The organism is Pimelobacter sp. 30-1, assembly GCF_018831735.1.
In the GTDB taxonomy this organism is placed as follows: domain Bacteria; phylum Actinomycetota; class Actinomycetes; order Propionibacteriales; family Nocardioidaceae; genus Nocardioides.
Genome location: NZ_NHTS01000001.1, coordinates 297,742 through 321,294 on the forward strand (window position 1 = coordinate 297,742; position 23,553 = coordinate 321,294).

Consider the following 23,553-nt stretch of genomic DNA (forward strand, 5'->3'; position numbering starts at 1 on the left):
GGCTAGGCCCGGTGGAACAGCTCGTGGTGGCGCAGCGCCACCGCGAGCTGGGGGCTGATCCGGGCGATCGGGTGGCCGAGCATCTCCTCGGCCTGCCCGAGCCGGTACCGGATCGTGTTGCGGTGGACGACGAGCGCGCGGGCCGCCTCCTCGGCGCTCCCGCCGCTGTCGAGGTACGCCGTGAGGGTCTCCCGGATCCGCTGGGTGCTCTCGTCCTCGCCGACGAGCGGCCCGAGCTCGCGGGCGACGAAGCGGTCGACCTCGGGGGAGCAGCCGAGCAGGACGGGGAGCTCGACGTCCGTGTAGAGCGCGAGCCAGCCGGACGTGTCGGGCGTGGTCACCCGGAGGGCGCCCTGGGCCTCGCGGTGCGAGGCGACGAAGCCGGCGATGCCGGGGGTGGCCGAGCCGACGCCGACGACCACGCTCTCGTGGGCCAGCGAGCCGGGAGTGGCGGCGAGGGCGGCGAGCGCGGTCAGGTCGGGGGCGTCGCGGGTGCCGAGCCACATCCAGAGCTGGCGGCCGCCGGGCTTGACGACGAGGGGACTGGCGGCGCCGATGCGGCGGGCGAGCTCGGTGGCGAGCTGCTCCAGGGTCCCGGCGCGCTCGGCGTCCCCCACGGAGAGGACGACGGCCGTGTGGTGCACCGAGATCGGGTAGCCGCCGAGGGCGGACGAGGCCTCGCGAGCGTCGCCGAGCTCACCGGCCAGGATCGAGCGGACCGACTCGTAGCGCTGGGCCGCTGCTCCGGCCAGGACCCGCGAGCGCGCGGCCTGGTAGGCCGCGATCGACTCCGTGATCGACTGGTCGAGCCAGACGCCGGCCCGGTTCCAGAAGTACATGAGCAGGTCGGCCCGGTCGAAGTCGCCCGGCGGCAGCGCCTTGATCAGCTCGCTGACGTAGTCCCAGACCTCCTGCTGGGCCACCCGGTAGAACCGGATGAGCATCTCCAGCGGCAGCTGCCGGTCGGCCAGCTCGACCGAGAGCCGGCGCGCGGCCTCGACGAGGTGGAAGTGCTGCTCGGGCTGCGCGAAGTCGCCGAGGAACGCGAGCCAGTGCTCGCGCACGGTGATCCGGACCTGCTCGGGCAGCCCCTCGACCGCCCCGACCTCGGGCATCTCGGTGAGGATCGCGTTGGTCACCCGGTCGACCCAGATCTCGACCTCGTCGGGCTGGGCCTGCTCGGCGACGTACGCCAGCAGCCAGGGTGCCAGGTCCGACGGCATCGACTCGCTGCTCACCCGGTCACCCTAGGGGGTGACCTGCGGATCCGCGCCTGCTGCGCGCCACCGGCGACTCGATCCGGCGGCGTTGTCGGAGACTCGACGGGCCTCCGGCCCGCCTTCGCTCCTCCGCCTTGCCGGATCGGCCGCCGGAGACGCTCGCGACGACGCGGACCCGCAGGTCACCCCCTAGGGCGTGACCTGCGTCTTTGTGCACCGGGACAAAGGCCTAGTCCATCTTTGGACCGCCGCCACGAGAGCGTGACCCCCGTCACCGAGTGAGATGGGCGCTCACAGGTCAGCCCGGCACAGGGGCTCGGCCGTTCTCATGGGGGTGCTTCGCCATGCACGCAGACGACCGCGCCGCAGACTTCGCGTACGACGTGGTGGTCGTCGGCTCCGGCTTCGGCGGCTCGGTGACGGCGCTGCGCCTTGCGGAGAAGGGCTACCGGGTCTGCGTGCTCGAGGCCGGCCGGCGCTTCGAGGACGACGAGTTCGCGAAGACGTCGTGGGACGTGCGCAAGTTCCTGTTCGCGCCGCGCCTGGGCTGCTTCGGCATCCAGCGGATCCGGCTGCTGCGCGATGTCGTCGTGCTCGCCGGCGCGGGTGTGGGCGGCGGCTCGCTCGTCTACGCCAACACGCTCTACCAGCCCAAGTCCGACGCCTTCTACAACGACCCGCAGTGGGCGCACATCACGGACTGGAAGGCCGAGCTGGCGCCGTACTACGACCAGGCCAGCCGGATGCTCGGCGTCGTCCAGAACCCGACCGTCACGCCGAGCGACGAGGTGATGAAGCAGGTCGCCGACGAGATGGGCGTGGGGGACACCTACCGCCCGACGCCGGTCGGCGTCTGCTTCGGTACGCCGGGCGCGGCGATCCCGGACCCGTACTTCGGTGGCGCCGGGCCCGAGCGCCGCGGCTGCCTGGAGTGCGGCGAGTGCATGACCGGGTGCCGGCACAACGCGAAGAACACGCTCCTCAAGAACTACCTCTACCTCGCCGAGAAGCTCGGTGCCGAGGTCCGTGAGCGCACCACGGTCGCCGCGATCAAGCCCCGCCCCGGCGGCGGGTACGACGTCGTGACCCACCGCTCCGGCGGCTCCGCCCGGCGTACGACGAGCATCGCGGCCGCCCAGGTCGTGGTCGCGGCCGGCACCTGGGGCACCCAGGAGCTGCTGCACGGGATGCGGCGCTCCGGCGACCTGCCCCGGCTCTCGGAGCGGCTCGGCTACCTGACCCGGACCAACTCCGAGGCGCTGTGCGCGTCGAGCACCAAGCTGCGCAGCAAGGACCAGCACGACTTCCACCACGGCGTCGCGATCACCTCGTCGATCCACCCCGACGAGGTCACCCACGTCGAGCCGGTCCGCTACGGCAAGGGCTCGGGCCTGATGGGCCTGCTGCTCACGCTGATGACCGACGGCGGCGGCCGGGTGCCGCGCTGGCTGCGCTGGCTGGGCCAGGCCGTGCGCCACCCGGGCCTGCTGCTCTCGACGTACGCCGGTCTCGGCAGCTGGCCCGAGCGCACGATCATCGCGCTCGTCATGCAGACCAGCGACAACTCGATCACCGTCTTCCCGAAGCGGCGCGGCCGCAAGGTGCGGCTGACCTCGAAGCAGGGTCACGGCGAGCCCAACCCCACGTGGGTCCCGGTCGGCAACGAGGTCGTGCGCCGGATCAGCGACAAGATCGACGGCGGCTCCTACAGCAGCGCCGGCGAGATCTTCAATATCCCCATGACCGCGCACTTCCTGGGCGGCTGCCCGATCGGCGACTCGGCCGAGAACGGCGTGATCGACGCCTACCACCGGGTCTACGGCCACCCCGGCCTCCACGTCGTCGACGGTGCCGCGATCTCCGCGAACCTCGGCGTCAACCCCAGCCTCACCATCACCGCGCAGGCCGAGCGCGCGATGGCGGTGTGGCCCAACCAGGGCGAGGCCGACCAGCGGCCCGCGCTCGGAGCCGGCTACGAGCGGCTCTCCCCGATCGCGCCGGTGCGGCCGGCTGTGCCCCCGACCGCACCGGCTGCGCTGCGTCTCCCGCTCTACGTCGTCACGAGCGACCAGGGCGAGCCGAGCGAGGCGACCGCGTGACCGCCGCTCCCGCCGGCCTGACCGAGGAGTCCCGCCAGGTCGCCCGGGACGCACTCCGCTCGACCTTCCTGATGAAGACGCTCGGCACGTTCGGCGACTTCTACAGCTTCGTCGGCAAGGTCTTCGCGCAGATGTTCACCCGGCGCTTCCAGTTCCGCGAGTTCATCTCCCAGGCCTGGTTCATCACCACGGTCTCGTTCGGCCCGGCGCTGCTGGTGTCGATCCCGTTCTGCGTCGTCATCATCTTCCAGGTCAACCAGCTGCTCATCCAGATCGGCGCGGTCGACCTCGCCGGTGCCGGCGCCGCCGTCGCGGTGGTCCGCGAGATCGGGCCCATCGTGAGCGTCCTTGTCGTCGCGGGCGCCGGAGCGACGGCGATCTGCGCCGACCTCGGCTCCCGCAAGATCCGCGAGGAGATCGACGCGATGGTCACCTTGGGCATCGACCCGATCGAGCGGCTCGTCGTACCGCGGGTGATCGCGTCGACGCTCGTCGGTGTCGCGCTCAACGGCATGGTGACCGTGGTCGGCCTGGTCGGCGGGTACTTCTTCTCCGTCGTCCTGCAGGGCGCGACCCCCGGGCTCTACCTGTCCGACCTGACGCTGCTGGTCGGGCTGCCGGACTTCCTCGCCTCCGAGGCCAAGGCCGCCGTCTTCGGCATGCTCGCCGGCCTCACCGCCTGCTACCTCGGGCTCAACGCCAAGGGCGGGCCGAAGGGTGTCGGTGAAGCCGTGAACCAGACGGTCGTCTTTGCCTTCATGCTGCTCTTCGCCGCCAACAGCGTGATCAGTGCCCTGTTCCTGCAGATCAAGCTCGGAGCCTGAGATGTCCCAGCTCTCCCGCCACCTGGCGAAGCCCACGACGTCGCTGCGCAACCTCGGCGACCAGCTGAGCTTCCACGGCAACGCGTACGCCCACATGCCGCGCGCGCTCAAGCACTACCCCAAGGAGGTCGTCCGGCTGCTGGCCGAGGTCTCCCTCGGGTCCGGCGCGCTCGCGCTCATCGGCGGCACCGTGCTGGTGATCGGCTTCCTCACCGCTGCCTCGGGCATCGAGGTCGGCCTGCAGGCGTACACGTCGTTCGACAACATCGGCGTCTCGACGCTGTCGGGCTTCTTCTCGGCGTACTTCAACACCCGCGAGGTCGCGCCGATCATCGCGGGCATCGCGCTCACCGCCACGGTCGGCGCCGGCTTCACCGCGCAGATCGGCGCCATGCGGGTGAGCGAGGAGATCGACGCGCTCGAGGTGATGGCGGTCCCGCCGGTGCCCTACCTGGTCACCACGCGGATCATCGCCGGCCTCATCGCCGTCGTGCCGCTCTTCGCGATCGCGCTGATGATGTGCTGGCTCGCGACGTACCTGGTCGTGACGGTCGGGTACGACCAGGCGCCGGGCACCTACCAGCACTACTTCGACACCTTCCTCATCTCCAGCGACCTGTTCCTGGCGATGGTCAAGGTCGCGCTGATGGCGCTCGTCATCGTCTCGATCTGCTGCTACCACGGCTTCCGCGCGTCGGGAGGGCCCGCGGGCGTGGGCAAGGCGGTCGGCAAGGCCGTGCGCTCGGCGCTCATCTGCACCATGTTCATCGACCTGATCTTCGCGATCGCCGTCTGGGGCGGTCCGTCGGTCCACATCGCGGGGTGAGGGACGCATGAGCAGCTCTGCCCACCGGATCGACCGCCAGGTCGTCTACGGGTTCATCTTCCTGGCGCTCGTCGCCGCGCTCGTCGCGGGCACGATCGCCAAGTACCGCGGGGCTTTCGACGACAACGTCCTGGTGACGGTCGAGGCGGACCGGGCCGGCCTGACGCTCGCCTCGGGAGCGCCGATCAAGCTGCGCGGCGTCGAGATCGGTCGCGTCGGCAAGGTCGAGTCGGACGGCGAGAAGGTCCGGATCGAGCTCAAGATCGACGCCGACAAGGTCGACCGGGTCTCCGCGGACGTCACCGCGCAGATCGTCCCGCCGACCGCGTTCGGTGCCAAGTACGTCCAGCTCACGCCGCCGGCCGACAGCGGCGGTGGCGCCAAGATCCGCGCCGGTGCGGTGATCCCGGCCGACCGGGTGACCGTCGAGGTCGACGAGGCGTTCGAGAACCTCACCAAGGTCCTGGACGTCGCCCGCCCGGCCGAGGTCAACTCCGCCCTCACCGCGGTGGCCGGCGCGGTCGAGCAGCGCGGTGAGCTGATCGGCGCGCTCATCACCCAGACCGACGCCTACCTGCGCTCGTTCAACCCGTCGCTGCGCACGCTCAGTGCCGACCTCCGGGTGGCCGACGACGTCGCCGACGTCTACGCGATCGCCCGGCCGGACCTGGTCGACGCGCTCGCCCAGGCCGGCACGGTCTCGCAGACGCTGGTCAAGCAGCAGGCCTCCCTGCGGGCCCTGGAGCGCAGCCTCACCGGCTTCAGCGACAGCGCCGGCACGCTCCTGCGCGACTCCGAGCAGGGCCTGGTCACCTCGCTGCGCCTGCTGCAGCCGGTCTCGGCCGTGGCCGAGCGGTACTCGCCCGAGCTGCCCTGCCTCCTGATGGGTCTGGCGTCGGCGAACAAGCTCGCCGAGGCCGCCGTCGGCGGCACCCACCCGGGCGTCACGACGTACACCCGCGTGGTGCCGGGCCGCGACCCGTACACCTACGAGGAGAACCTGCCGCAGCTCGGTGCCGACAACGGCCCGGCCTGCTACGGGCTCCCCTACGTCACCCCCGAGGAGGGCATGGTGCCGCCGCCGTCGTTCCGCTCCGGAGCCAACCCGTACGTCGGTCCGCAGCCCACGCCGAGCCAGGCGGTCGTCGACACGCTGCTCGGCCTGCTCAAGGGAGGGACGAACCTCCCGTGACGAACCGTGCCACGAACCGGGCCCACCGGCTGAGCCCGGAGAAGCGCCGCCAGCGCTCCGACCTCATCAAGTTCACCTCGTTCCTCGTCGTTGCCGCCGTGTTCACGGTCTGGGTCGCCGCGGTCACCGGCGAGTACCGCCCGGGCGGCCGGGACGACTACCGCGCGGTCTTCGACGACGTGTCCGGCCTCGCCGTCGGCGACGAGGTCCGCGTGGCCGGCGTCGACGTCGGCAAGGTGACCGGCATCGACGTACGCCGCGACAGCACCGTGCTCGTCACCTTCGACGTCCGCGAGGGCCAGCGGCTGACCAAGGGGACCCGCGCGACGATCCAGTACCGCAACCTCATCGGCGACCGGGTCGTCCAGCTCACCCCGGGTGACAACGAGGGCGAGGCCGCGGAGCCGCTCGCGGCCGGCGGCACGCTGCCCGCCGTCCAGACCGCGTCCGCGCTCGACCTCGACACGCTGCTCAACGGCTTCAAGCCGCTCTTCGCGGGGCTGAGCCCGACGCAGGTCAACGAGCTGTCCGGCCAGCTGGTGCAGGTGCTCCAGGGTCAGCAGGCGGCGGTCGCGACCCTCGTCCAGCACGTCGCGTCGTTCACCACGACGATCGGCGGCCGCGAGGAAGTGATCGGCCAGGTGATCCGCAACCTCAACAGCGTCCTCGGCACGATCGACGACCGCGGCGAGACCGTGGGCCGGATGCTCGACCGCCTCGACACCTTGCTCGAGGGACTCGACAAGCAGGACACCCAGGTGCTCGACGCGGCGACCCGGATCGACCGCTTCGCGACGGACGCCGCCTCGCTCGCCAGCCGGGCGCGGGGTGACCTGCGCACCGACCTGCAGGGCCTGGCCCTCTCGGCGCGCGGCATCAACCGCAAGGCCGACGTGCTCCAGACCGTCCTGAAGAACCTGCCGAGCCACTACCGCGCGATCCAGAACACCGCGTCGTACGGCAACTTCTTCAACTTCTTCCTCTGCGGCGTGCGGATCGAGACGGGTCTCGGCAAGGCCCAGGTCATCACCCCGTGGATCTACTCCGACGCTCCGAGGTGCAAGTCATGACGCGGGTCATCAGCCCCGACCGGCTCGCCGTGCGCGGCCTCGTCGGGACGGTCGTCCTGGTGCTGGCGGTGCTCGCCGCGCTCAACATCAACCGGCTGCCGCTCATCGGCAACAGCGACGTCCTGCACGTGCAGTTCGCCGAGGCCGGTGGGCTCAAGGGCGGGGATGCCGTGATGATCTCCGGGGCCCAGGTCGGCAAGGTCCGTGCGGTGCAGCTCGACGGGCAGCACGTCGTCGCCGACATCGTGCTCACCGACGGGGACATCGTGCTCGGCGAGGAGACCGAGGCGCGGATCATCACGATCACGCTGCTCGGCCGGGCCGCCGTCGAGCTGGAGCCGCGTGGGGGCGGGGAGCTGCGCGCCGGCGACGCCATCCCGCTGGAGCGGACCTCGTCGCCGTACAACCTGACGAGCACGCTCAACGAGCTGACCGAGACCACCGCGGACATCGACAAGGCACAGCTCGCCGCCGCGCTCGACCAGGCCTCGACGACGCTCAACGCGTCGAGCCCCGACCTCGGTCCCGCGCTCGACGGCATCACCGCGCTGTCCCGGGCGGTCTCGTCCAACGACGACGAGCTGCGCTCGCTCGTCGCGCACGCCGACAACGTGACCGGCGTGCTGGCCAGCCGGGACCAGCAGATCGCCTCGCTGCTCGGCTCGGGCCGCTCGCTGCTGAGCGAGCTCGACGCCCGGCAGGAGGTCGTGGTCAGCCTGCTCAAGAGCGCGCAGGCGCTGTCGACCGAGCTCCGCGCGCTGCTCAAGGACACCGACGACGTGCTCGGCCCGGCGCTCGACGAGCTCGACGGGGTCGTCGATGTGCTCAACCGCAACAAGAAGGACCTGCAGGACAGCATCTACGGCCTGCGCGGCTATGCGACCGCCTTCGGTGAGGCGATCTCGAGCGGCCCGTGGTTCGACGCGTACATCCAGAACCTCACCGCCCCCGGCACCCTCGCCCCGATCCTGTCCGGAGTGATCCCGTGACCGTGAAGAAGATCCTCCTCGCGCTCGTGGTCGCCGCCCTCGTGGCCGGTGTGCTCCTGTGGCAGCGCGACAGCGGCAGCACGACGGTCCGCGCGTACTTCGCCAGCGCCGAGGGCCTCAACGTCGGCGACGACGTCAAGGTGCTCGGCGTCAAGGTCGGCAGGATCGACAAGATCGAGAACGAGCCGAAGGGCGTCCTGGTGACCCTGAAGGTCGACTCGGGGCAGCCGATCCCGGCCGACGCGCACGCCGCGATCGTCTCGCCGAGCCTGGTCAGCGGCCGGTTCGTCCAGCTCGAGCCCGTGTACGACGGCGGCGACCGGATGGCCGACGGCGCCACCATCGCGCTGGAGAAGACCGCGGTCCCGGTCACCTTCGACGACGTCAAGCAGCAGCTCACGGACCTCGCCACCACGCTCGGCCCCGACGCCGGCAAGAAGGCGGGCCCGCTCGCGGTCGCGATCACCGCGCTCGAGAAGAGCCTCAAGGACGGCAACTCCACCCAGCTGCGCACCTCGATCGCCGAGCTGCGCGGCGCCGCGACGGCACTCTCGGACGGTCGCTCGGACCTGTTCGCGACGATCAAGAACCTCGACACCTTCACCCGCAACCTCGCGCTCAACGACGCCGCGGTGCGGGGCTTCACGACCGAGCTGGACGACGTGAGCGCGGTCCTCGCGACGAACCGGACCCACCTCAGCGGTGCGCTGGAGGACCTGGCCAAGGTGCTCGCGGCGACCGACACCTACCTCGAGAAGCACCGCAAGCGGCTGCGCAGCACCACCAAGGACGTCAACCTGCTCGCCGCCGCCCTGGCCGACCGGTCCAACGAGATGGCCGGTGTCCTGCACGTCGCGCCGCACGCGCTCATCGACCTGAGCAACACCATCCAGGGCCAGGCGATCACCGGACGCGCCACGCTCTCGGCGCTCGACAACGTGCCGCAGCTGCTGTGCGGCGCGGTTCTCGGGGTCGGCGGTACGGCGGAGCAGTGCGCCAAGGTCCTGCAGCCGCTCGCCGACCTGCTGGGCCTCGACCTGACGGGAGGCCGGCGATGACCCGGACCCGCACCTGGACGCGCCGGCTGGTGCCCACGCTGCTCGCCGCCGCGCTGCTGACCACCGGCTGCGACATCCAGCCCAACGACAACACGCTGCCCGGCCAGGTCGCCGTCGGGGACGACGGCTACACGGTCGAGGTCCACTTCGACCAGATCGAGAACCTCGTCCCGAACTCGACGGTCCAGAAGGACAACGTCGTGATCGGCACCGTCGGCGAGATCACCACCGACGGCTGGGAGGCCGTGGTCACCCTGCACCTCCTGGACGACGTCGCGCTGCCGGCCGACGCGGTGTTCTCGATCGGGCAGAAGACCCTCCTCGGCGCCCAGTACGTCGAGGTGGCCGCGCCGCAGGAGTCCGCGGGCGGCCGGCTGGCCGACGGGGCCGTCGTACCGGTGGCGCAGACGGGGACCTATCCCGCGACGGAGCAGGTCCTCGGCGCGGTCGCGCTGCTGCTCAACAACGGCGGTCTCTCGCAGATCAGCACGATCACCGGCGAGCTCTCGACCGCGCTGCGCAACCGGGTCCCCGACACGCGCGGCCTGATCCGGCGGGCGAACGACCTGCTCGCCGTCCTCGACGCCAACCGCACCGAGATCGTCACCGCGCTCGACTCGCTCAACAGCCTCAGCGCCGGCCTGCGCAAGGACCAGGACCGGATCGCCACCGCGATCGACCGGATCACCCCCGGTCTGCAGGTCCTGGAGCGCGAGCGCAACCGCCTGGTCAAGGCGGTCACCACGACCGGCCAGGCCGGCGACCGCGCGGTGCGGGTCATCCGGGCGAGCGAGGAGGCGCTGCTCGCCAACCTCGACGCGCTCGGCCCGATCCTCGCCCAGCTCGGCAAGGCCAGCGAGTCGCTGCCCGAGGCGCTCAAGATCGGCCTGACGATCCCGTTCCCGGTGATGACCGCGCGCAACGCGCTCAAGGGCGACTACGCGAACCTCTTCGCCACCCTCGACCTGCGCGGCCAGAGCCTGCTCGGCAGCTGGCTCGGGCTCATCGGCACCCCGCCGGCGCTCCAGGCCGGTGATCCCGTCGAGGGTCCGCTGGCTCCGCCCACGGGCGGTACGCCGACCGCCCCCGCGACGCCCGCGCCCACCGACGGCCCGACGCAGGCGCCCGCGCCCACCCCCACGCCCACCCCGACCGAGGAGCCGAAGAGCTGCGGTCTGCTGGGCAAGATCCTGGGAGCCTGCTGATGCTGCTCACCCCTCTGATCAAGCGCCAGCTCCGCATCTTCGCGGTGCTCGCGGCGGTCGCGCTCGGGCTCGCGTTCTTCCAGTACGCACGGGTGCCGGCGATGCTCGGCATCGGCGTGTACGACGTCCGGGTGGACTTCGCCGACGCCAGCGGGCTCTACCCCAAGGCGGCCGTGACCTACCGCGGCGTCGAGGTCGGCGAGGTGTCCAAGCTCGAGGTCACCGAGCACGGCGCCATCGCCACGCTGCGGCTGGAGAACGACGCGAAGGTCCCGGCCGGGGCCTCGGCCGAGCTGCACAGCACCTCGGCGATCGGCGAGCAGTACATCGACCTCGTCGACCCGCGCGGTGGTGCGCCGAAGGACGGCGACGTCCTCGCCGAGGGTGCTGAGATCCCGCGTGAGCGGGCCGTCGAGATGCCCCAGATCACGCCGGTCCTCGACTCGGTCAACCGGCTGCTGGAGTCGGTCCCCAAGGAGGCGACGAAGCGGGTGCTCGACCAGGTCGACGACGGCCTCGGCGGCACCGGGCCGCAGCTCAACGAGCTCGTCGACGCCTCCGGCAAGCTGCTCACCGAGGCGCAGTCCCAGATCGACGCGACCACGTCGCTGATCTCCGCGCTGCAGCCGGTGCTGGAGACCCAGCGCGACCTCGGCCCGGCGACCAAGGACTACGCCCGGCAGCTCGACCAGGTGACCGGCGTCCTCGCCGCCGACAACAGCGCCGCCCTGCGGGGGCTGCTCGAGACCGGACCGGGCGGTCTCGACGCGGCGACCGCGACGATCGGCGACCTCCAGCCGGTGCTGCCGATGATGCTCGCCAACCTGACGACCAATGCGCAGGTGCTCAACACCTACCTGCCGCAGGTGCGCCAGACGCTCGTCGTCTACCCGTCGCTGGTCGCCCGCCTGCAGTCGGCGATCAACCCGCGTGCCGCGGAGGGTGACGTCAAGCTCGACCTGAGGGCCGCGCTCAACAACCCGCCGACCTGCCGCAGCGGCTACCTCGACGCGCGGGAGCGCCGCAACCCGCGCGCGACCGAGGTCCGCGACGTCGACACGCTCGCCCACTGCGAGCTGCCGCCGGAGCACCCGACCGCCATCCGCGGTGCCCGCAACCTGCCGTGCCCGCAGGGCACCGACCGCGGCCCGACGCCGGCCGCGTGCGGGATCCGGTTCCGCAACGGCATCTGGCCCGAGTCCGGTGGCACGGTCGCCTACGACCTCGCGGTCGGCCGCGGGGGCGAGAAGACGGCGACGGCTCCGACCGACGAGACCGAGGGAGACGACCTGTGGAAGATCCTGGTGCTGGCACCCCTGGGGCTCCGATGAGCGCCCGCCGCCGGTACGCCGTCGGCGCCGCCGGTCTGCTGGCCGTCGCCCTGCTCGTCTTCGCCGGCCAGCGGGCGCTGGCCTGGCAGGACGAGCGCGGCCGGGTCGACGACATCGCCGCGGCCTCCGCGGCGGCCACCAGCGAGGTCGAGGGACTCATCGACATCAGCGGCTCGACGTCCGACGCGGACATGAAGAAGCTGCTCGCCGGAGCGACCGCCGAGTTCCGCAAGGAGCTGGAGGCCCAGGCTGACCGGCTCACGAAGGCGCTCGCCGACAACCAGGTCCAGGCCAGCGGCGACGCGGTCTCGACCGGCGTCGTCAAGCTCGCCGGCGACCGGGCGACCGTGATCGTCGCGGCGGCCGGAACCGTGCAGAACAAGCAGACCAAGGCCGCCGAGCCGCGCAACTACCGGCTCAGTGTGGACCTGCAGAAGCACGACGGGGACTGGCTCGTCGCCGGACTGGAGTTTGTCGCATGAGCGCCCTCAAGCAGCGCGCCGGACTCGTCGCCGGAGCGGTCCTGGTCCTGGCCCTCGTCGCCGCGGTCGTCGCCGGCGTGGGCGCGCACCGGGCCACGGCGACCGCCGATGCCCGCGCCGGGGCCCTGGCGGCCGCCGAGAAGCGCGTCCCCGAGCTGCTCAGCTACGACGCCGCGACGCTCGACGACGACCTGGCCCGGGCCCGCGCCCAGACCACCGGCTCGTTCGCCGACGACTATGGCAAGATCCTCGACGAGGTCGTCAAGCCGAACGCCTCGAAGCGCACGATCAGCACCGCCGCCACCGTGAGCGCCGCGGGTGTCGTCTCGGGCGGTCGCGACCGGGTCGTCGTCCTGCTCTTCCTCACCCAGACCACGACGACCGGTGCCAAGGACTCGTCGGTCTCGGGCAGCCGGGTCGAGGTGACGATGGAACCGGCGGGCGGGGGCTGGAAGATCGCCGGCCTGAAGCCGCTCTGATGCTGGTGTCCTTCGACCGCGACCTGCGCCGCTGGGTCGGCGAGTTCGTCGGCGTCGAGTCCGAGGGCGCGGCCGTCGACGCATGGGTGGCGCACGTGCTCGGCCGGATCGTCGACCAGGTGCCCGAGGTCCGCGAGGACGCCGCGCTCCAGGGCGTCGTGCGCGATGCCTGCGACGCGCACTGGCGCTCGTTCCTGGCCAACCTCGGCCAGCCGGAGCAGACCTTCCACCTGGTCCACGAGGCGCGCCACGTGCCGCTGGTCGTGGCCCAGCACGGCTACCCGCTGCCGGTGATCTTCCAGATCTACACGGCCGGCGAGCAGGCGGTCTGGGAGTTCATCACCGCCGCCGTCAAGGAGGCGACCGCCTCCGGCGTGGCCGAGGCCGACGCCCTCGTGCACTTCTGGACCCGGTCGAGCATGTGGTTCGACCGCTCCGTCGAGCAGTCGGTCAGCCTCTACCAGGAGGAGGTCGAGCGGATCCGCCAGGGAGACGCGGCCCGCCGGCTCGAGGTCGTGCGCGCCGTCCTGGCCGGTACGGCGGTCGACCCGCGCGAGATCTCCGCCGGGCTGGGCGGGCACCCGGTGTCGGCGTACCAGACGGCGGTGCTGCTGCACACCGACGACGACACCCGGATCGCCGACCTGCCGCAGGCCGCGCAGTCGCTGACCGCCGCGCTCGGGCTGCGCCAACCGCTCGTCGTCCACCCCGGCGGGCGGGACCTGTGGGCCTGGATCACCTCGTCGGACGCTCCGGACCTCACGCCCCTCGCCGACTGCGCCGGCTGGCTGAGCGAGCGCCGGATCCTCGCCACCATCGGTGCTCCGGCGCCCGGTGTCGACGGGTTCTGCTCCTCGCACGGCGAGGCGCTGGCGACCCAGCGGCTCGTGCTCGCCGCCGAGCGGCCCGCGCCGATCACGTTCTTCACCGACGTCGAGCTGATGACGCTGATCGGCGACGGGGAGGCGATGCGGCGCTACGTGCACCGCACCCTGGGCCGGCTCGCCGCGCCCGACGACCAGGCCGAGCGGCTGCGCGCGACCCTGCGCGCGCTGCTCTCGACCGGCAGCGTCGACGGCGCGGCCCGGCACCTGCTCGTGCACAAGAACACCGTGCGCTACCGGGTCGAGCGCGCCGAGGAGCTCATGGGCCGGCGCCTGGGGGAGTACGCCACCGCCGTCGACGTCGCGCTGCGCTGCCACGCGGCGTTCATGACCGTCCCGGCCGCCCGCGGTTCAGCAGACCCAGCAGCGACTTGATCGCGCGGGTGCGCCCGCCCCGGTAGGGATAGGTGTGCACGTCGCGGCGCAGGTGCAGGCGCGAGACCAGCAGCGACTGCTGCCGGCAGTACTTCGTGATGCCGTCCTTGCCGTGGCGGCGCCCGATGCCCGACGCGGGCTTGGCGCCGCCCATCGGCAGCTCCAGCGCGGTGTAGTTGACCACGGCGTCGTTGACGGTGACCGCTCCCGCCTCCAGCCGGCGGGCGACGTCCTCGGCGCGGGCCAGGTCGCGGCCGAAGACCGACGCGCACAGCCCGTACTCCGAGTCGTTGGCCAGCCGCACGGCCTCGTCGGCGTCGCGCACCGCCATGATCGGCAGGGTCGGGCCGAACGTCTCCTCGCGCATGATCGCCATCGAGTGGTCGACGTCGACCAGCACGGTCGGCGGGTACCAGTGGCCCTCGCGCTCCGGGCGTACGCCGCCCGTCAGCGCCCGTGCCCCCGCCGCGAGCGCCTCGCTCACGTGCCGGTCGACGACGTCGACCTGCGGGGGGAACGTCAGCGAGCCGACGTCGACGCTGCCCGGTCCGCCGGGGACGCCCTGGCGCAGCGCCTCGACCTTGGCGGTCACCAGCTCGACGAACGCGGTGTAGACGGGCTCCTCGACGTAGCAGCGCTCGATCGAGATGCAGGTCTGGCCGCAGTTGAACATCGCGTAGTACGCCGCGTGCGTGGCCGCCCGCTCGAGGTCGGCGTCGGCGAGCACGATCATCGGGTCCTTGCCGCCGAGCTCCAGGGACGCCGGGATCAGCCGCTCGGCGGCCCGCGCCGCGACCCGCCGTCCGGTCGCGGTGGAGCCGGTGAACATGACCATGTCGACCTCGTCGACCAGCGCCGCGCCGGTCTCGCCACGGCCCGTGACGACGCCGAAGACGCCGTCCGGCAGGCCGCACGCGGCCAGGCCCTCGGCGAGCAGCAGCGAGGTCATCGGCGTCACCTCCGACGGCTTGAGCAGCACCGCGTTGCCCGCGGCCAGCGCGGGGATGCAGTCGCCGAACGAGTTGGTCAGGGGGTAGTTCCACGGCCCGATCACGCCGACCAGGCCCAGCGGCTTGTAGCGCTGGACCAGCCGCTTGCCCGCCACGAGCGGCTGGCTGGAGCGGATCCTGGTCTCGGCCAGGTAGCGCGGCGCCTCCTTGGCCCAGAAGCCGAACGCCGCGGCGCCGTAGTTGACCTCGGCCAGCAGCGCGTCCTCGTAGGCCTTGCCGGTCTCGGCGCAGATCGTCGCGACCACCTCGTCGGTGTGGTCGACGATCCAGCGCTGCATCCGGCGCAGGACGGCCGCGCGGCCGTCGTATCCGAGGGCGGCCCAGGCGGGCTGCGCGGCGCGGGCCCGGCGGGCCGCGGCCGCGACGTCGTCCGCGCTCAGGTCGGGGACGGTGCCGATGACCTGTCCGGTGGCAGGGTTCTCGACCGCGATCGTCGTCATGGCGCCCAGTCTCGGGACCGCGCATCCCCGCAGGTACGGGCCTGCGGACAAATGCAGGGTGCAATTTGGGACTGGTGTCCAAGGCCCTGAGGGGGTCCGGGCTCCTACGTTCACGTCCCATGCAGAGCCTTCCGACCACGACCGCCCCGGCGGCGCCGCGTGCTCAGCTCCCCCAGTCCGTCTCGGGACTGCCGGACCCCGGTGAGCGGGTTCCGGCGATGGCCTGGCCCACCGTCGCCCTGTACGTCGGCACGCTGGCGCTGTTCGCCGTCGAGATGGCGGGCGTGCTGGTGTGGGACCTCACGCCCTGGCTGACGGTGCCCATGGGCGCCGCGGTCACGTTCCTGATGTTCAGCGTGCTGCACGAGTCGACCCATCACGCGATCAGCACCCACACCCGCGCCAACAACGCGCTCGGGCACCTCTCGGTGCTGCTCGTGGTGCCGTGGGCGACGTACCCACTGGTGAAGTTCATCCACATCGAGCACCACCGCAACACCAACGAGCCCAAGTCGATCGACCCCGACGCCTGGTGCGAGGAGGGGCCGGCCTGGCAGCTGCCGCTGCGCTGGGCGACCATCGACATCTGGTACGTCGTGTTCTACCTGAGCCGGCTGCGGGACCGCCCGCGGCGCGAGGTGGCCGCGACCTTCACGCTCTTCACCGCGGTGATCGGCGGCTTCGTCGCCATCGCGGCGGCGGGCTACGGGAGCGAGCTGTTCTGGGCGTTCCTGCTGCCCCAGCGCATCGGGATGCTCATCCTGGCCTGGTGGTTCGACTACCTGCCGCACCACGGGCTCACCGTGACCCAGCGCGAGGACAAGTACCGCGCGACCCGGGTGCGGGTCGGCGGCGAGGGCCTGCTGACGCCGCTGTTCGTCTACCAGAACTACCACCTGGTGCACCACCTGCACCCGAGCATCCCGTTCTACCGCTACATCCGTGCGTGGCGGCGCAACGAGCAGGCCTACCTCGACCGCAACGCCGCCATCTCCACGTGGTTCGGCCGCTCGCTGACACCCAGCGAGTACCGCACCTGGCGCCGGCTCACCGACGAGATCACCCGCCGGCCCACCTTCCACCCGCTGCGGGTGCGCGCGGTCGAGCCGGTGAGCAGCGACGCCGTCGCGATCACCTTCGACGTGCCGGACGACCTCGTGGCGTCGTACCGGTACGTGCAGGGGCAGCACCTCACGCTGCGTGCGGTGATCGACGGCGAGGAGGTGCGGCGCAGCTACTCCCTCGTCGCGCCGGTGGCCTCGGACGGACCCGGCACCCTGCGGGTCGCGGTCAAGCACGTGCCGGGCGGGCAGTTCTCGACGTACGTCAACGAGCGGCTGGTCGCCGGGGACCTGCTCGACGTGATGACGCCGGCCGGTGCCTTCCACGTGCGCCTCGACCCGGCCGCCGTACGGCACCACGTGGGGGTGGTCGCCGGCTCGGGCGTCACCCCCCTGATGTCCACCATCGCGACCACCCTCGACGCCGAGCCGGACAGCCGGTTCACGCTCGTCTACGGCAACCGGACGGCCGCGTCGACCATGTTCGCCGGCGAGCTCGCCGCCTGGCAGGACCGGTACGGCGAGCGCCTGGTCGTGCACCACGTGCGCTCCCGCGAGACCGCACCCGGCGTCGTCCCCGGCCGGATCACGCCCGCCCTGGTCGCCGAGCTCGTGCCGGACGCGGCCGGCGTCGCCGCCTGGTTCCTGTGCGGCCCGCAGGAGATGGTCGACGACGTCCGCGACGCGCTCGGCCGGGTGCCCGGCACCGGGCAGGTGCTGACCGAGGTCTTCCACGTGGTCGCCGGCCCTGCGCTCGCGCTGCCCGACGTCACCAGCCAGGTCACGGTCGCCCTCGACGGCACCGAGACGACCTTCCCGCTCACCTCGACGGGCGACTCGGTGCTCGACGCCGCCCTGCAGCGGGGGATCGATCCGCCGTACTCATGCGCGGGCGGGGCGTGCGGCACCTGCCGGGCCAAGGTCGTGCTCGGCCAGGCCGTGATGGACCAGAACCACGTGCTCGACGAGGACGAGGTCGCCGACGGTTACGTCCTCACCTGCCAGGCGCACCCCGTCACCGAGGAGCTGCGGGTCGACTACGACGCGTGAGCACCTCTTCGACCTGCGCCAGGTGCGGGTCGCGCAGGCCGGTCGCGTCGTGCTCCCACCACACCTCGCGGTAGACGACGCGGCCGGTCATCCACTCCTCGTGCCCGTCCAGCAGCACCACCTGGAACGCCGGCCCCGGGATCCGCGCCGACGGCGCCTCGATCCCGTGCTCCGCGCCCGGCACCCACCCGCGCCGCGAGTAGTAGCCCGGATCGCCCTCCAGCACCACCACCGGCGCCCCCAGCCGCTCGGCCTCGGCGACCGCGGCGGCCAGCAACGCCGTACCGATCCCGGCGGCCTGGCGGTCGGGCGCGACGCTCAGCGGGCTCAGCACCAGCACGTCGACCAGCGCCTGCCGAGCATCCAGCCACCCGTGGCTGAGACCCACGTGACCGACCACGCGGCCCTCGTCGTCGTCCTCGACGGCCACGAGCTGAGCGCAGTCGAGCCCGCGCGCCACCACGTCGGCCCAGACGTCGACGACCGCCGTACCCTCGTCGCCGAAGGCCTGGGCGATCAGGCGGGCGACCGCGTCGTCGTCCTGGGGGGTCTGGGGGCGGATCACCGGCGTCGTCTCCATGGACGCGATCGTGCCACGGCGCCGGCGCTCGCTCGGCGCGCCGGGTTGCCGCTGCGCCGGGGGTCGTGGGGGCGCATGCCCCTTGTCAGGCGGCGAGCGTCCCGGTCACGCCGCTCCCCGCGGCCTCCGGTCGCGCCACCTCGACCAGTGCTCGGTCCACACCAACCCGACGAGCACCCCCAGCCCGAACACCACGCCGTGGTCCGTCATCTCGAACGTCGCGTTCGGGAGCAGCGCCATGACGCCCGACACCGTCACCAAGGCCACCGGGAACGTCAGCCGCTCGACCAGGTCGCGCCGGTAGGCGAGCTGCCACAGCACGCCGCCGATCACCCCGGCCAGCCCCCAGGCGGCCCGTGGCGAGCCGATCATGGGCGCGACCAGGTTCGCGATGCCGCCGGCGATGCCGGGGATCAGCCAGGCGTTGCGCTGGCGCCACGGAAGCCGGCTGAGCGCCCGGCCCTCGACGCCCGGGGTGGTTCTGGTGATGCCCGCCATGTGCCGATCGTGCCACCTCGGGGCCTAGGCCGTGAGCGCCTCGACCGAGGCGAGGTCGTAGGTCCCGGCGTCGCTGCCGAGCCCCTGCGCCACCTGGGCGGCGGTGGCGCAGCCGAGGGCCGCGGCCGAGACCGGGTCCCGGCCGAGGGAGAGGCCGCGCAGGAAGCCGGCCGAGAAGGCGTCGCCGCAGCCGGTGGTGTCCACCACCGCCACCGGGTACGCCGGCACCTCGGTCACGTCCGAGCCCTGGGCGACGAGCGCTCCGCGGGCGCCCTGGGTGACCGCGACGCAGCCGACGCCCTGGGCGAGCAGGGCCCGGGCGCCGTCGGCGAGCGAGGTGGCGCCGGTGAAGCCGAGCACCTGCTCGTCGTTGGGCAGGAGGTAGTCGGTGTGGGGGAGGGCGGCGGCGATCCAGGCGAGCATGTCCGGATCGCCCGGCGCGAGGACGTCGACCGACGTGGTGATCCCCGCAGCCCGCGCCCGGGCGAGCAGCTCGCCGGCCGCGTCGCCGCCGAGGAACTCCGGCCCGCCGAGGTGCAGGTGGGTCACCCCGTCGAGGACGTCGCCCGGCAGGTCGGCGAGCGTGAAGGCACCGTTCGCTCCGATGCAGTGCCAGGCCGGGCGGGCGCCGTCGGGGCGGACGGGCAGCACCGATGCCGACGTCTGGGCCTCGGGCTTGCGGACCAGGCCGCCGACGTCGACGCCCGAGCGCGACAGCAGGGCCAGCAGCGTGTCGCCGACCGGGTCGTCGCCGACGGCGCCGTACGAGCGGACGGTGGCTCCGAGTCGGGCGAGCACGAGCGCCGTCCCGCCGGCGGTGCCCGCGGCGGACATCCGGATCGTGTCGACGAGCTGGCCGTCCGAGCCCTCGGGGATCGAGGAGATCCCCAGCACGTGGGTGTCGAGGACGTGCACGCCCACGGCGGCGACGGTCATGGTCATTCAGATCTCCTGGGGCGTGCCGTAGCCGCGTGCGAGCGCGGCCTGGATGACGTCGAGCTGCTGCTGCTCGGTGAGCACGCGCGGGGCGCCGAGCGCGCTGGCGCGGTGGTGGAGCTGGCACAGCCACTCGAGGAGCAGGGCGTTCTCGACGGCCGCGTCGAGCGAGGCACCGACGGTGACCGAGCCGTGGTTGGCCAGCAGGGTGGCGGAGCGTCCCTCCAGGCCCGCGCGGACGTGGTCGGCGAGCTCGTCCGTCCCGAAGGTCGCGTACGGCGCCACGCGGATCTCGCCGCCCAGCGCGAGCTGCTGGTAGTGCAGCACCGGCAGCGCGTCGAGCACGCAGGCCACGGCCGTCGCGAAGGGGGCGTGGGTGTGGACGACCGCGGCGGCGGGCCCGTCGGCGTACACGCCGAGGTGGAGGGCGAGCTCGCTGGTCGGGGCCAGCGTCCCCTCGACGACCGCGCCGGTCAGCGACACGACGGTGACCTCGGACGGCGTGCACGAGCCGAGCGCCACCCCGGTCGCGGTGATGGCGACCAGGTCGCCGCTACGGGCGCTGACGTTGCCGGCGGTGCCGACGAGCAGGCCGGCCTCGGCCAGGCGTCGCGCTGCCGCGGCGACGTCCGCCCGGAGGGCGTCGGTCACTGCTCGCTCGCGATCCGGTCGAGGTAGCCGGTGACGAGCTCGATGGCCTGGTCGACGAGGAAGGAGTCGCCGCGGGGGTCGCCCTCGAAGGCGAGCTGGAAGGCGCGGTCGCCCACCTCGACGGCGAGCTCGGCGACGGCGACGAGCTGCTCGGTGGCGAACCGGGTGGTCGCGATGAGGCCGGTGTCGACGCCGAAGGCGAGGAGGTTCTCGGCGATCCGCTTGTTGTGGTGGCGGCCGTAGTCGTAGATGGCGGCGTTGGTCCGCCCGCGCATCCAGATCTGCATGAACGCCGGACGCCGGTGGTAGACGGTGACGAACGCGCGCATCGCGGTGTCGATCATCGCGCCCAGCGAGAGCTCGCCGCTCTCGGCGAGCCGGGCGAGGTCGGTGGCGACCTGGTCGTCCATCTCGGCCATGTCCCGCTCGCAGAGGGCGAGGAGGACCGACTCCTTGTCGGCGAAGTACTGGTACAGCGAGGCCACGGGCAGCCCGGCGGCCTCGGCGATGGAGCGCGTGGTGAGTCCCTCGACGCCCTCGGCGACGACGAGCTGGGCGGCGGCGTCGAGGATCCGCTCGACCCGTTCGCGGGACCGCGCCTGGGTGGGGAGCCGGCGCCGGGTCGGACCGGCGGCACCGCGCGGCGGCTCGTTCGTTGGGCCGTCGACGGTGGCGGAGGACATGCGCGCAGTGTAGCCTCCGAAGCCGAACCTGACACAGATTCATCTTTCGGAGGTGCCGGTGAGCACGCTGAGCTCGAGTCCGCTGGGTCGTCGTGGAGTCCTGGCCGGAGGTGCGGCCGCGATCGGCCTGCTCGCCACGGACGCCCTCGAGCAGGAGGTCACCGCGGCCACGCTCCAGGGCCGGCTGCCCCGCAAGGTGGACGTCGTCGTGGTCGGCGCCGGCATCGCCGGGCTGGTCGCGGCGCGCCAGGTCGCCCGCTCCGGCAAGTCGGTGCTCGTCGTCGAGGCGCGCAAGCGGGTCGGTGGCCGGGTGCTCAACCACGAGCTCCGCACCGGCGGCACGATCGAGGCCGGCGGCGCGTTCGTCGGCCCGACCCAGGACCACATCAAGCGGCTGGCCCGCCAGCTCGGCGTCGCGACCTTCGACGAGTACGTCACCGGCAAGAACGTCTACATCTCCACGCTGCTCGGCCGCCAGGAGTTCACCGGCACCATCCCGCCGGACCCGACGATCCTGCTCGATGCCGCCCTCGCCCTCAAGCGGCTCAACGCCTTCGCCGCCCAGGTCCCCGTCGACGCGCCGTGGGCCCACCCGCGCGCCGCCGAGTGGGACCGTACGACGCTCGGCGACTGGCTGCGCCGCAACACGATCAACAGCCGCGGGGTCGAGCACCTCATCCGCGCCTGGACCCAGCCCGGCTTCGGCTCCGACCCTGACGAGCTCTCGCTGCTCTTCGTCCTGCACTACATCGCGTGCTCGGGCAACGAGGCCACGATCGGCACGTTCGAGCGCAACTCCGACACCGTCGACGGCGCCCAGGAGAGCCGCTTCGTCGGCGGCTCCCAGCGGGTGCCGCTGCTGCTGGCCAAGAAGCTCGGCAAGCGCGTCGCGCTCGGCGCGGCCGTGACCCGGATCGAGCACGTCGGGCACGGCGTCCGCGTGCACACCCGTCGCGGGCGGGTGCAGGCCCGCCGGGTGATCGTCGCCGCGCCGCCCAAGCAGGTCCTCGGCATCGACTTCGCTCCCGGCCTGCCGGCCGGTCGCCGCGCACTCCTCCAGCACCTCCAGATGGGCAAGCTGATGAAGTGCGACGCCGTCTACGACAAGCCGTTCTGGCGCGAGGACGGCCTGACCGGCTTCGGCATCGCCGACTCCGGCGCGGTCCGCGCGGCCTTCGACAACGGCGTCAAGGACACCGGCCACGGCATCCTGCTCGCCTTCGTCGGCGGCTCGACCTGGCGCCAGTACGGCACCCGCTCGGTCGCCGAGCGCCGGACCGCCGTCCTCGAGGGCTTCGCCCGGATGTTCGGCGACAAGGCGCTGCGCCCGATCGAGTACACCGAGCACGACTGGACCAAGGAGCGCTGGACCGGCGGTGGCCCGACCGCGATCTACGCCCCCGGCCTGATGACCCAGCACGGCCGGCACATCCGGACGCCGTTCCGCCGCATCCACTGGGCCGGGACCGAGACCTCGACCTACTGGAACGGCTACATGGACGGCGCCGTCCGCTCCGGCGAGCGCGCCGCGATCGAGGTGCTGGACAAGCTGTGATCGCCCGCCTCCTCGCGCTCGCCGTCGTCGCCGCGCTCGCCCTCGTCGCGCCCGCATCGGCCGCGGAAGCCCCGCCGTGGCAGACCCGCGTCTTCGCGCGCGTCGGCGCGCCGGGTTTCCCGGCCTACGTCCACGTGGCGCCCAACGGCCGCGTCTACGCCGCGACCTACACGAACCCGATGGGCGACAAGATCGCCTCGCGGGTCTTCGAGTGGACGGCGAGCGGCACCCTGCTGCGCTCGTGGACCGTGCCCGGCCAGGACCTCGGCAAGCCGCACGGCGTCCAGGTCGCCACGTCCGACGCGCGGGGACGCCTCGTCCTGCTGGAGAAGTCGCGGTCCCGGGTGCTCACGCTCAACACCCGCACCGGACGGTTCAAGGTGCAGGCGACGCTGCCCGCCCTGGCCCGGGGCGGCAAGCCGATCCCCAACTACGCGACGTGGGGACCCGGCGGGGCCCTGTTCGTCAGCGACTACGGCCAGGACGTCATCTGGCGCATCCCCGCCGCCGGCGGTACGCCGCGCCCGTGGTTCCGCTCGAAGAAGCTGGCCGGTGCGGCCGGCTTCGGCACCACCGGCCTGGTCTACGACGCCGCCCGGCGCTCGTTCCTGGTCACGCAGCAGACGACCACCGACCCGCTCGACCTGCTCCGTGGCCACCTCTACCGGGTTCCGGTGCGGGCCGACGGCAGCGCCGGCAAGCTCGCCACGGTCTGGACGTCGGGCCCGCTCGACCTCCCCGACGGCTTCGGGATCGCCCGCTCCGGCAACGTCTATGTCGCCCTGCTCGGCACCAACCAGATCGTCAAGCTCGGCCCCGACGGGCGCGTGCTCAGCCGCTTCCCCCGGGCTCCCCTCGCGGGCAGCAACGGCTCCCCGGTGCCGTTCGACAGCCCGTCGAACGCGACCTTCCTCGGCACCCGGCTGCTCGTCGCCAACCAGTCCGCGATCCTCGGGACGACCTCGCACCACGCGATCCTCGCGGTCGAGACGGGCGAGCGCGGCGCCCCGCTCGTGGTCCCGCGCACCGCCCGGCTGCGCTGAGCGGTACCGTGC

General features: G+C 72.6%; 22 protein-coding genes. 15 read left to right on the plus strand and 7 right to left on the minus strand.

All coding sequences use genetic code 11. From position 1 onward, the window contains the following. Positions 1-2 precede the first annotated feature (2 nt). Positions 3-1,238 (minus strand): CdaR family transcriptional regulator, encoded by a 1,236-nt coding sequence (locus CCO04_RS01400; protein ID WP_215812305.1) that lies wholly within the window; start codon positions 1,236-1,238, stop codon positions 3-5. A gap of 326 nt (positions 1,239-1,564) precedes the next feature. On the opposite strand from CCO04_RS01400, the gene CCO04_RS01405 reads away from it, so the two are divergent. From CCO04_RS01405 to CCO04_RS01460, 12 genes are all read left to right on the plus strand, one after another. Continuing rightward, positions 1,565-3,319, plus strand: coding sequence for a GMC family oxidoreductase (locus CCO04_RS01405; RefSeq protein WP_215812306.1), 1,755 nt, complete (start codon positions 1,565-1,567; stop codon positions 3,317-3,319). Between the two features lie 71 nt (positions 3,320-3,390). Beyond that, positions 3,391-4,143, plus strand: a complete 753-nt coding sequence (locus CCO04_RS01410; protein WP_215812882.1) for an ABC transporter permease — start codon at positions 3,391-3,393, stop codon at positions 4,141-4,143. 1 nt (position 4,144) lies between these two features. Continuing rightward, positions 4,145-4,969: an ABC transporter permease gene (locus tag CCO04_RS01415; RefSeq protein ID WP_038683112.1), complete on the plus strand. Its 825-nt coding sequence runs from the start codon at positions 4,145-4,147 to the stop codon at positions 4,967-4,969. Positions 4,970-4,976: 7 nt separating this feature from the next. After that, positions 4,977-6,161 (plus strand): MCE family protein, encoded by a 1,185-nt coding sequence (locus tag CCO04_RS01420; protein WP_215812307.1) that lies wholly within the window; start codon positions 4,977-4,979, stop codon positions 6,159-6,161. Beyond that, the gene (locus CCO04_RS01425; protein WP_215812308.1) at positions 6,158-7,231 is read left to right on the plus strand and encodes an MCE family protein; all 1,074 of its coding nucleotides are present in this window, start codon (positions 6,158-6,160) and stop codon (positions 7,229-7,231) included. Before CCO04_RS01420 ends, CCO04_RS01425 begins: the two co-directional genes overlap by 4 nt. After that, positions 7,228-8,220 carry an MCE family protein gene (locus tag CCO04_RS01430; RefSeq protein WP_215812309.1) on the plus strand — a complete coding sequence of 331 codons (993 nt, stop codon included), beginning with the start codon at positions 7,228-7,230 and terminating at the stop codon, positions 8,218-8,220. The genes CCO04_RS01425 and CCO04_RS01430 overlap by 4 nt, the downstream gene beginning before the upstream one ends. Then, positions 8,217-9,278 carry an MCE family protein gene (locus CCO04_RS01435; RefSeq protein ID WP_215812310.1) on the plus strand — a complete coding sequence of 354 codons (1,062 nt, stop codon included), beginning with the start codon at positions 8,217-8,219 and terminating at the stop codon, positions 9,276-9,278. Before CCO04_RS01430 ends, CCO04_RS01435 begins: the two co-directional genes overlap by 4 nt. Next, positions 9,275-10,483, plus strand: coding sequence for an MCE family protein (locus tag CCO04_RS01440; RefSeq protein WP_215812311.1), 1,209 nt, complete (start codon positions 9,275-9,277; stop codon positions 10,481-10,483). The genes CCO04_RS01435 and CCO04_RS01440 overlap by 4 nt, the downstream gene beginning before the upstream one ends. Further along, the gene (locus tag CCO04_RS01445) at positions 10,483-11,814 is read left to right on the plus strand and encodes an MCE family protein (RefSeq protein WP_215812312.1); all 1,332 of its coding nucleotides are present in this window, start codon (positions 10,483-10,485) and stop codon (positions 11,812-11,814) included. The genes CCO04_RS01440 and CCO04_RS01445 overlap by 1 nt, the downstream gene beginning before the upstream one ends. After that, entirely contained in the window at positions 11,811-12,296 is a 486-nt protein-coding gene (locus CCO04_RS01450) for a hypothetical protein (RefSeq protein ID WP_215812313.1), read from the plus strand. Before CCO04_RS01445 ends, CCO04_RS01450 begins: the two co-directional genes overlap by 4 nt. Continuing rightward, on the plus strand, positions 12,293-12,775 hold the full coding sequence (locus tag CCO04_RS01455) for a hypothetical protein (RefSeq protein ID WP_215812314.1): 483 nt from the start codon (positions 12,293-12,295) through the stop codon (positions 12,773-12,775). The genes CCO04_RS01450 and CCO04_RS01455 overlap by 4 nt, the downstream gene beginning before the upstream one ends. Beyond that, a complete protein-coding gene (locus CCO04_RS01460; RefSeq protein ID WP_215812315.1) occupies positions 12,775-14,034 on the plus strand; it encodes a CdaR family transcriptional regulator in 1,260 nt (419 codons plus the stop codon). The genes CCO04_RS01455 and CCO04_RS01460 overlap by 1 nt, the downstream gene beginning before the upstream one ends. On the opposite strand, the gene CCO04_RS01465 is transcribed toward CCO04_RS01460, so the two are convergent. Further along, on the minus strand, positions 13,985-15,484 hold the full coding sequence (locus CCO04_RS01465) for an aldehyde dehydrogenase family protein (RefSeq protein WP_215812316.1): 1,500 nt from the start codon (positions 15,482-15,484) through the stop codon (positions 13,985-13,987). The two genes, CCO04_RS01460 and CCO04_RS01465, sit on opposite strands and share 50 nt — an antisense overlap. Before the next feature lie 119 nt (positions 15,485-15,603). Here CCO04_RS01465 and CCO04_RS01470 point away from each other — a divergent pair, with 119 nt between their 5' ends. Beyond that, complete coding sequence (locus CCO04_RS01470; RefSeq protein WP_215812317.1) at positions 15,604-17,595, plus strand: fatty acid desaturase; 1,992 nt, start codon at positions 15,604-15,606, stop codon at positions 17,593-17,595. Here the strand turns inward: CCO04_RS01470 and CCO04_RS01475 are convergent. From CCO04_RS01475 to CCO04_RS01495, 5 genes are all read right to left on the minus strand, one after another. After that, positions 17,561-18,175, minus strand: a complete 615-nt coding sequence (locus CCO04_RS01475) for a GNAT family N-acetyltransferase (protein ID WP_215812318.1) — start codon at positions 18,173-18,175, stop codon at positions 17,561-17,563. The two genes, CCO04_RS01470 and CCO04_RS01475, sit on opposite strands and share 35 nt — an antisense overlap. Before the next feature lie 105 nt (positions 18,176-18,280). Further along, positions 18,281-18,673, minus strand: a complete 393-nt coding sequence (locus CCO04_RS01480) for a hypothetical protein (protein ID WP_215812319.1) — start codon at positions 18,671-18,673, stop codon at positions 18,281-18,283. 24 nt (positions 18,674-18,697) lie between these two features. Beyond that, positions 18,698-19,615, minus strand: a complete 918-nt coding sequence (locus CCO04_RS01485; protein WP_252372590.1) for a carbohydrate kinase family protein — start codon at positions 19,613-19,615, stop codon at positions 18,698-18,700. Beyond that, positions 19,616-20,260 (minus strand): class II aldolase/adducin family protein, encoded by a 645-nt coding sequence (locus tag CCO04_RS01490; protein WP_215812320.1) that lies wholly within the window; start codon positions 20,258-20,260, stop codon positions 19,616-19,618. It lies immediately after the preceding gene. After that, a complete protein-coding gene (locus CCO04_RS01495; protein WP_215812321.1) occupies positions 20,257-20,943 on the minus strand; it encodes a TetR/AcrR family transcriptional regulator in 687 nt (228 codons plus the stop codon). Before CCO04_RS01495 ends, CCO04_RS01490 begins: the two co-directional genes overlap by 4 nt. A gap of 58 nt (positions 20,944-21,001) precedes the next feature. Here CCO04_RS01495 and CCO04_RS01500 point away from each other — a divergent pair, with 58 nt between their 5' ends. Continuing rightward, on the plus strand, positions 21,002-22,498 hold the full coding sequence (locus tag CCO04_RS01500) for an FAD-dependent oxidoreductase (protein ID WP_308281098.1): 1,497 nt from the start codon (positions 21,002-21,004) through the stop codon (positions 22,496-22,498). Continuing rightward, positions 22,495-23,541, plus strand: coding sequence for an SMP-30/gluconolactonase/LRE family protein (locus tag CCO04_RS01505; protein WP_215812322.1), 1,047 nt, complete (start codon positions 22,495-22,497; stop codon positions 23,539-23,541). The genes CCO04_RS01500 and CCO04_RS01505 overlap by 4 nt, the downstream gene beginning before the upstream one ends. Positions 23,542-23,553: the final 12 nt, after the last annotated feature.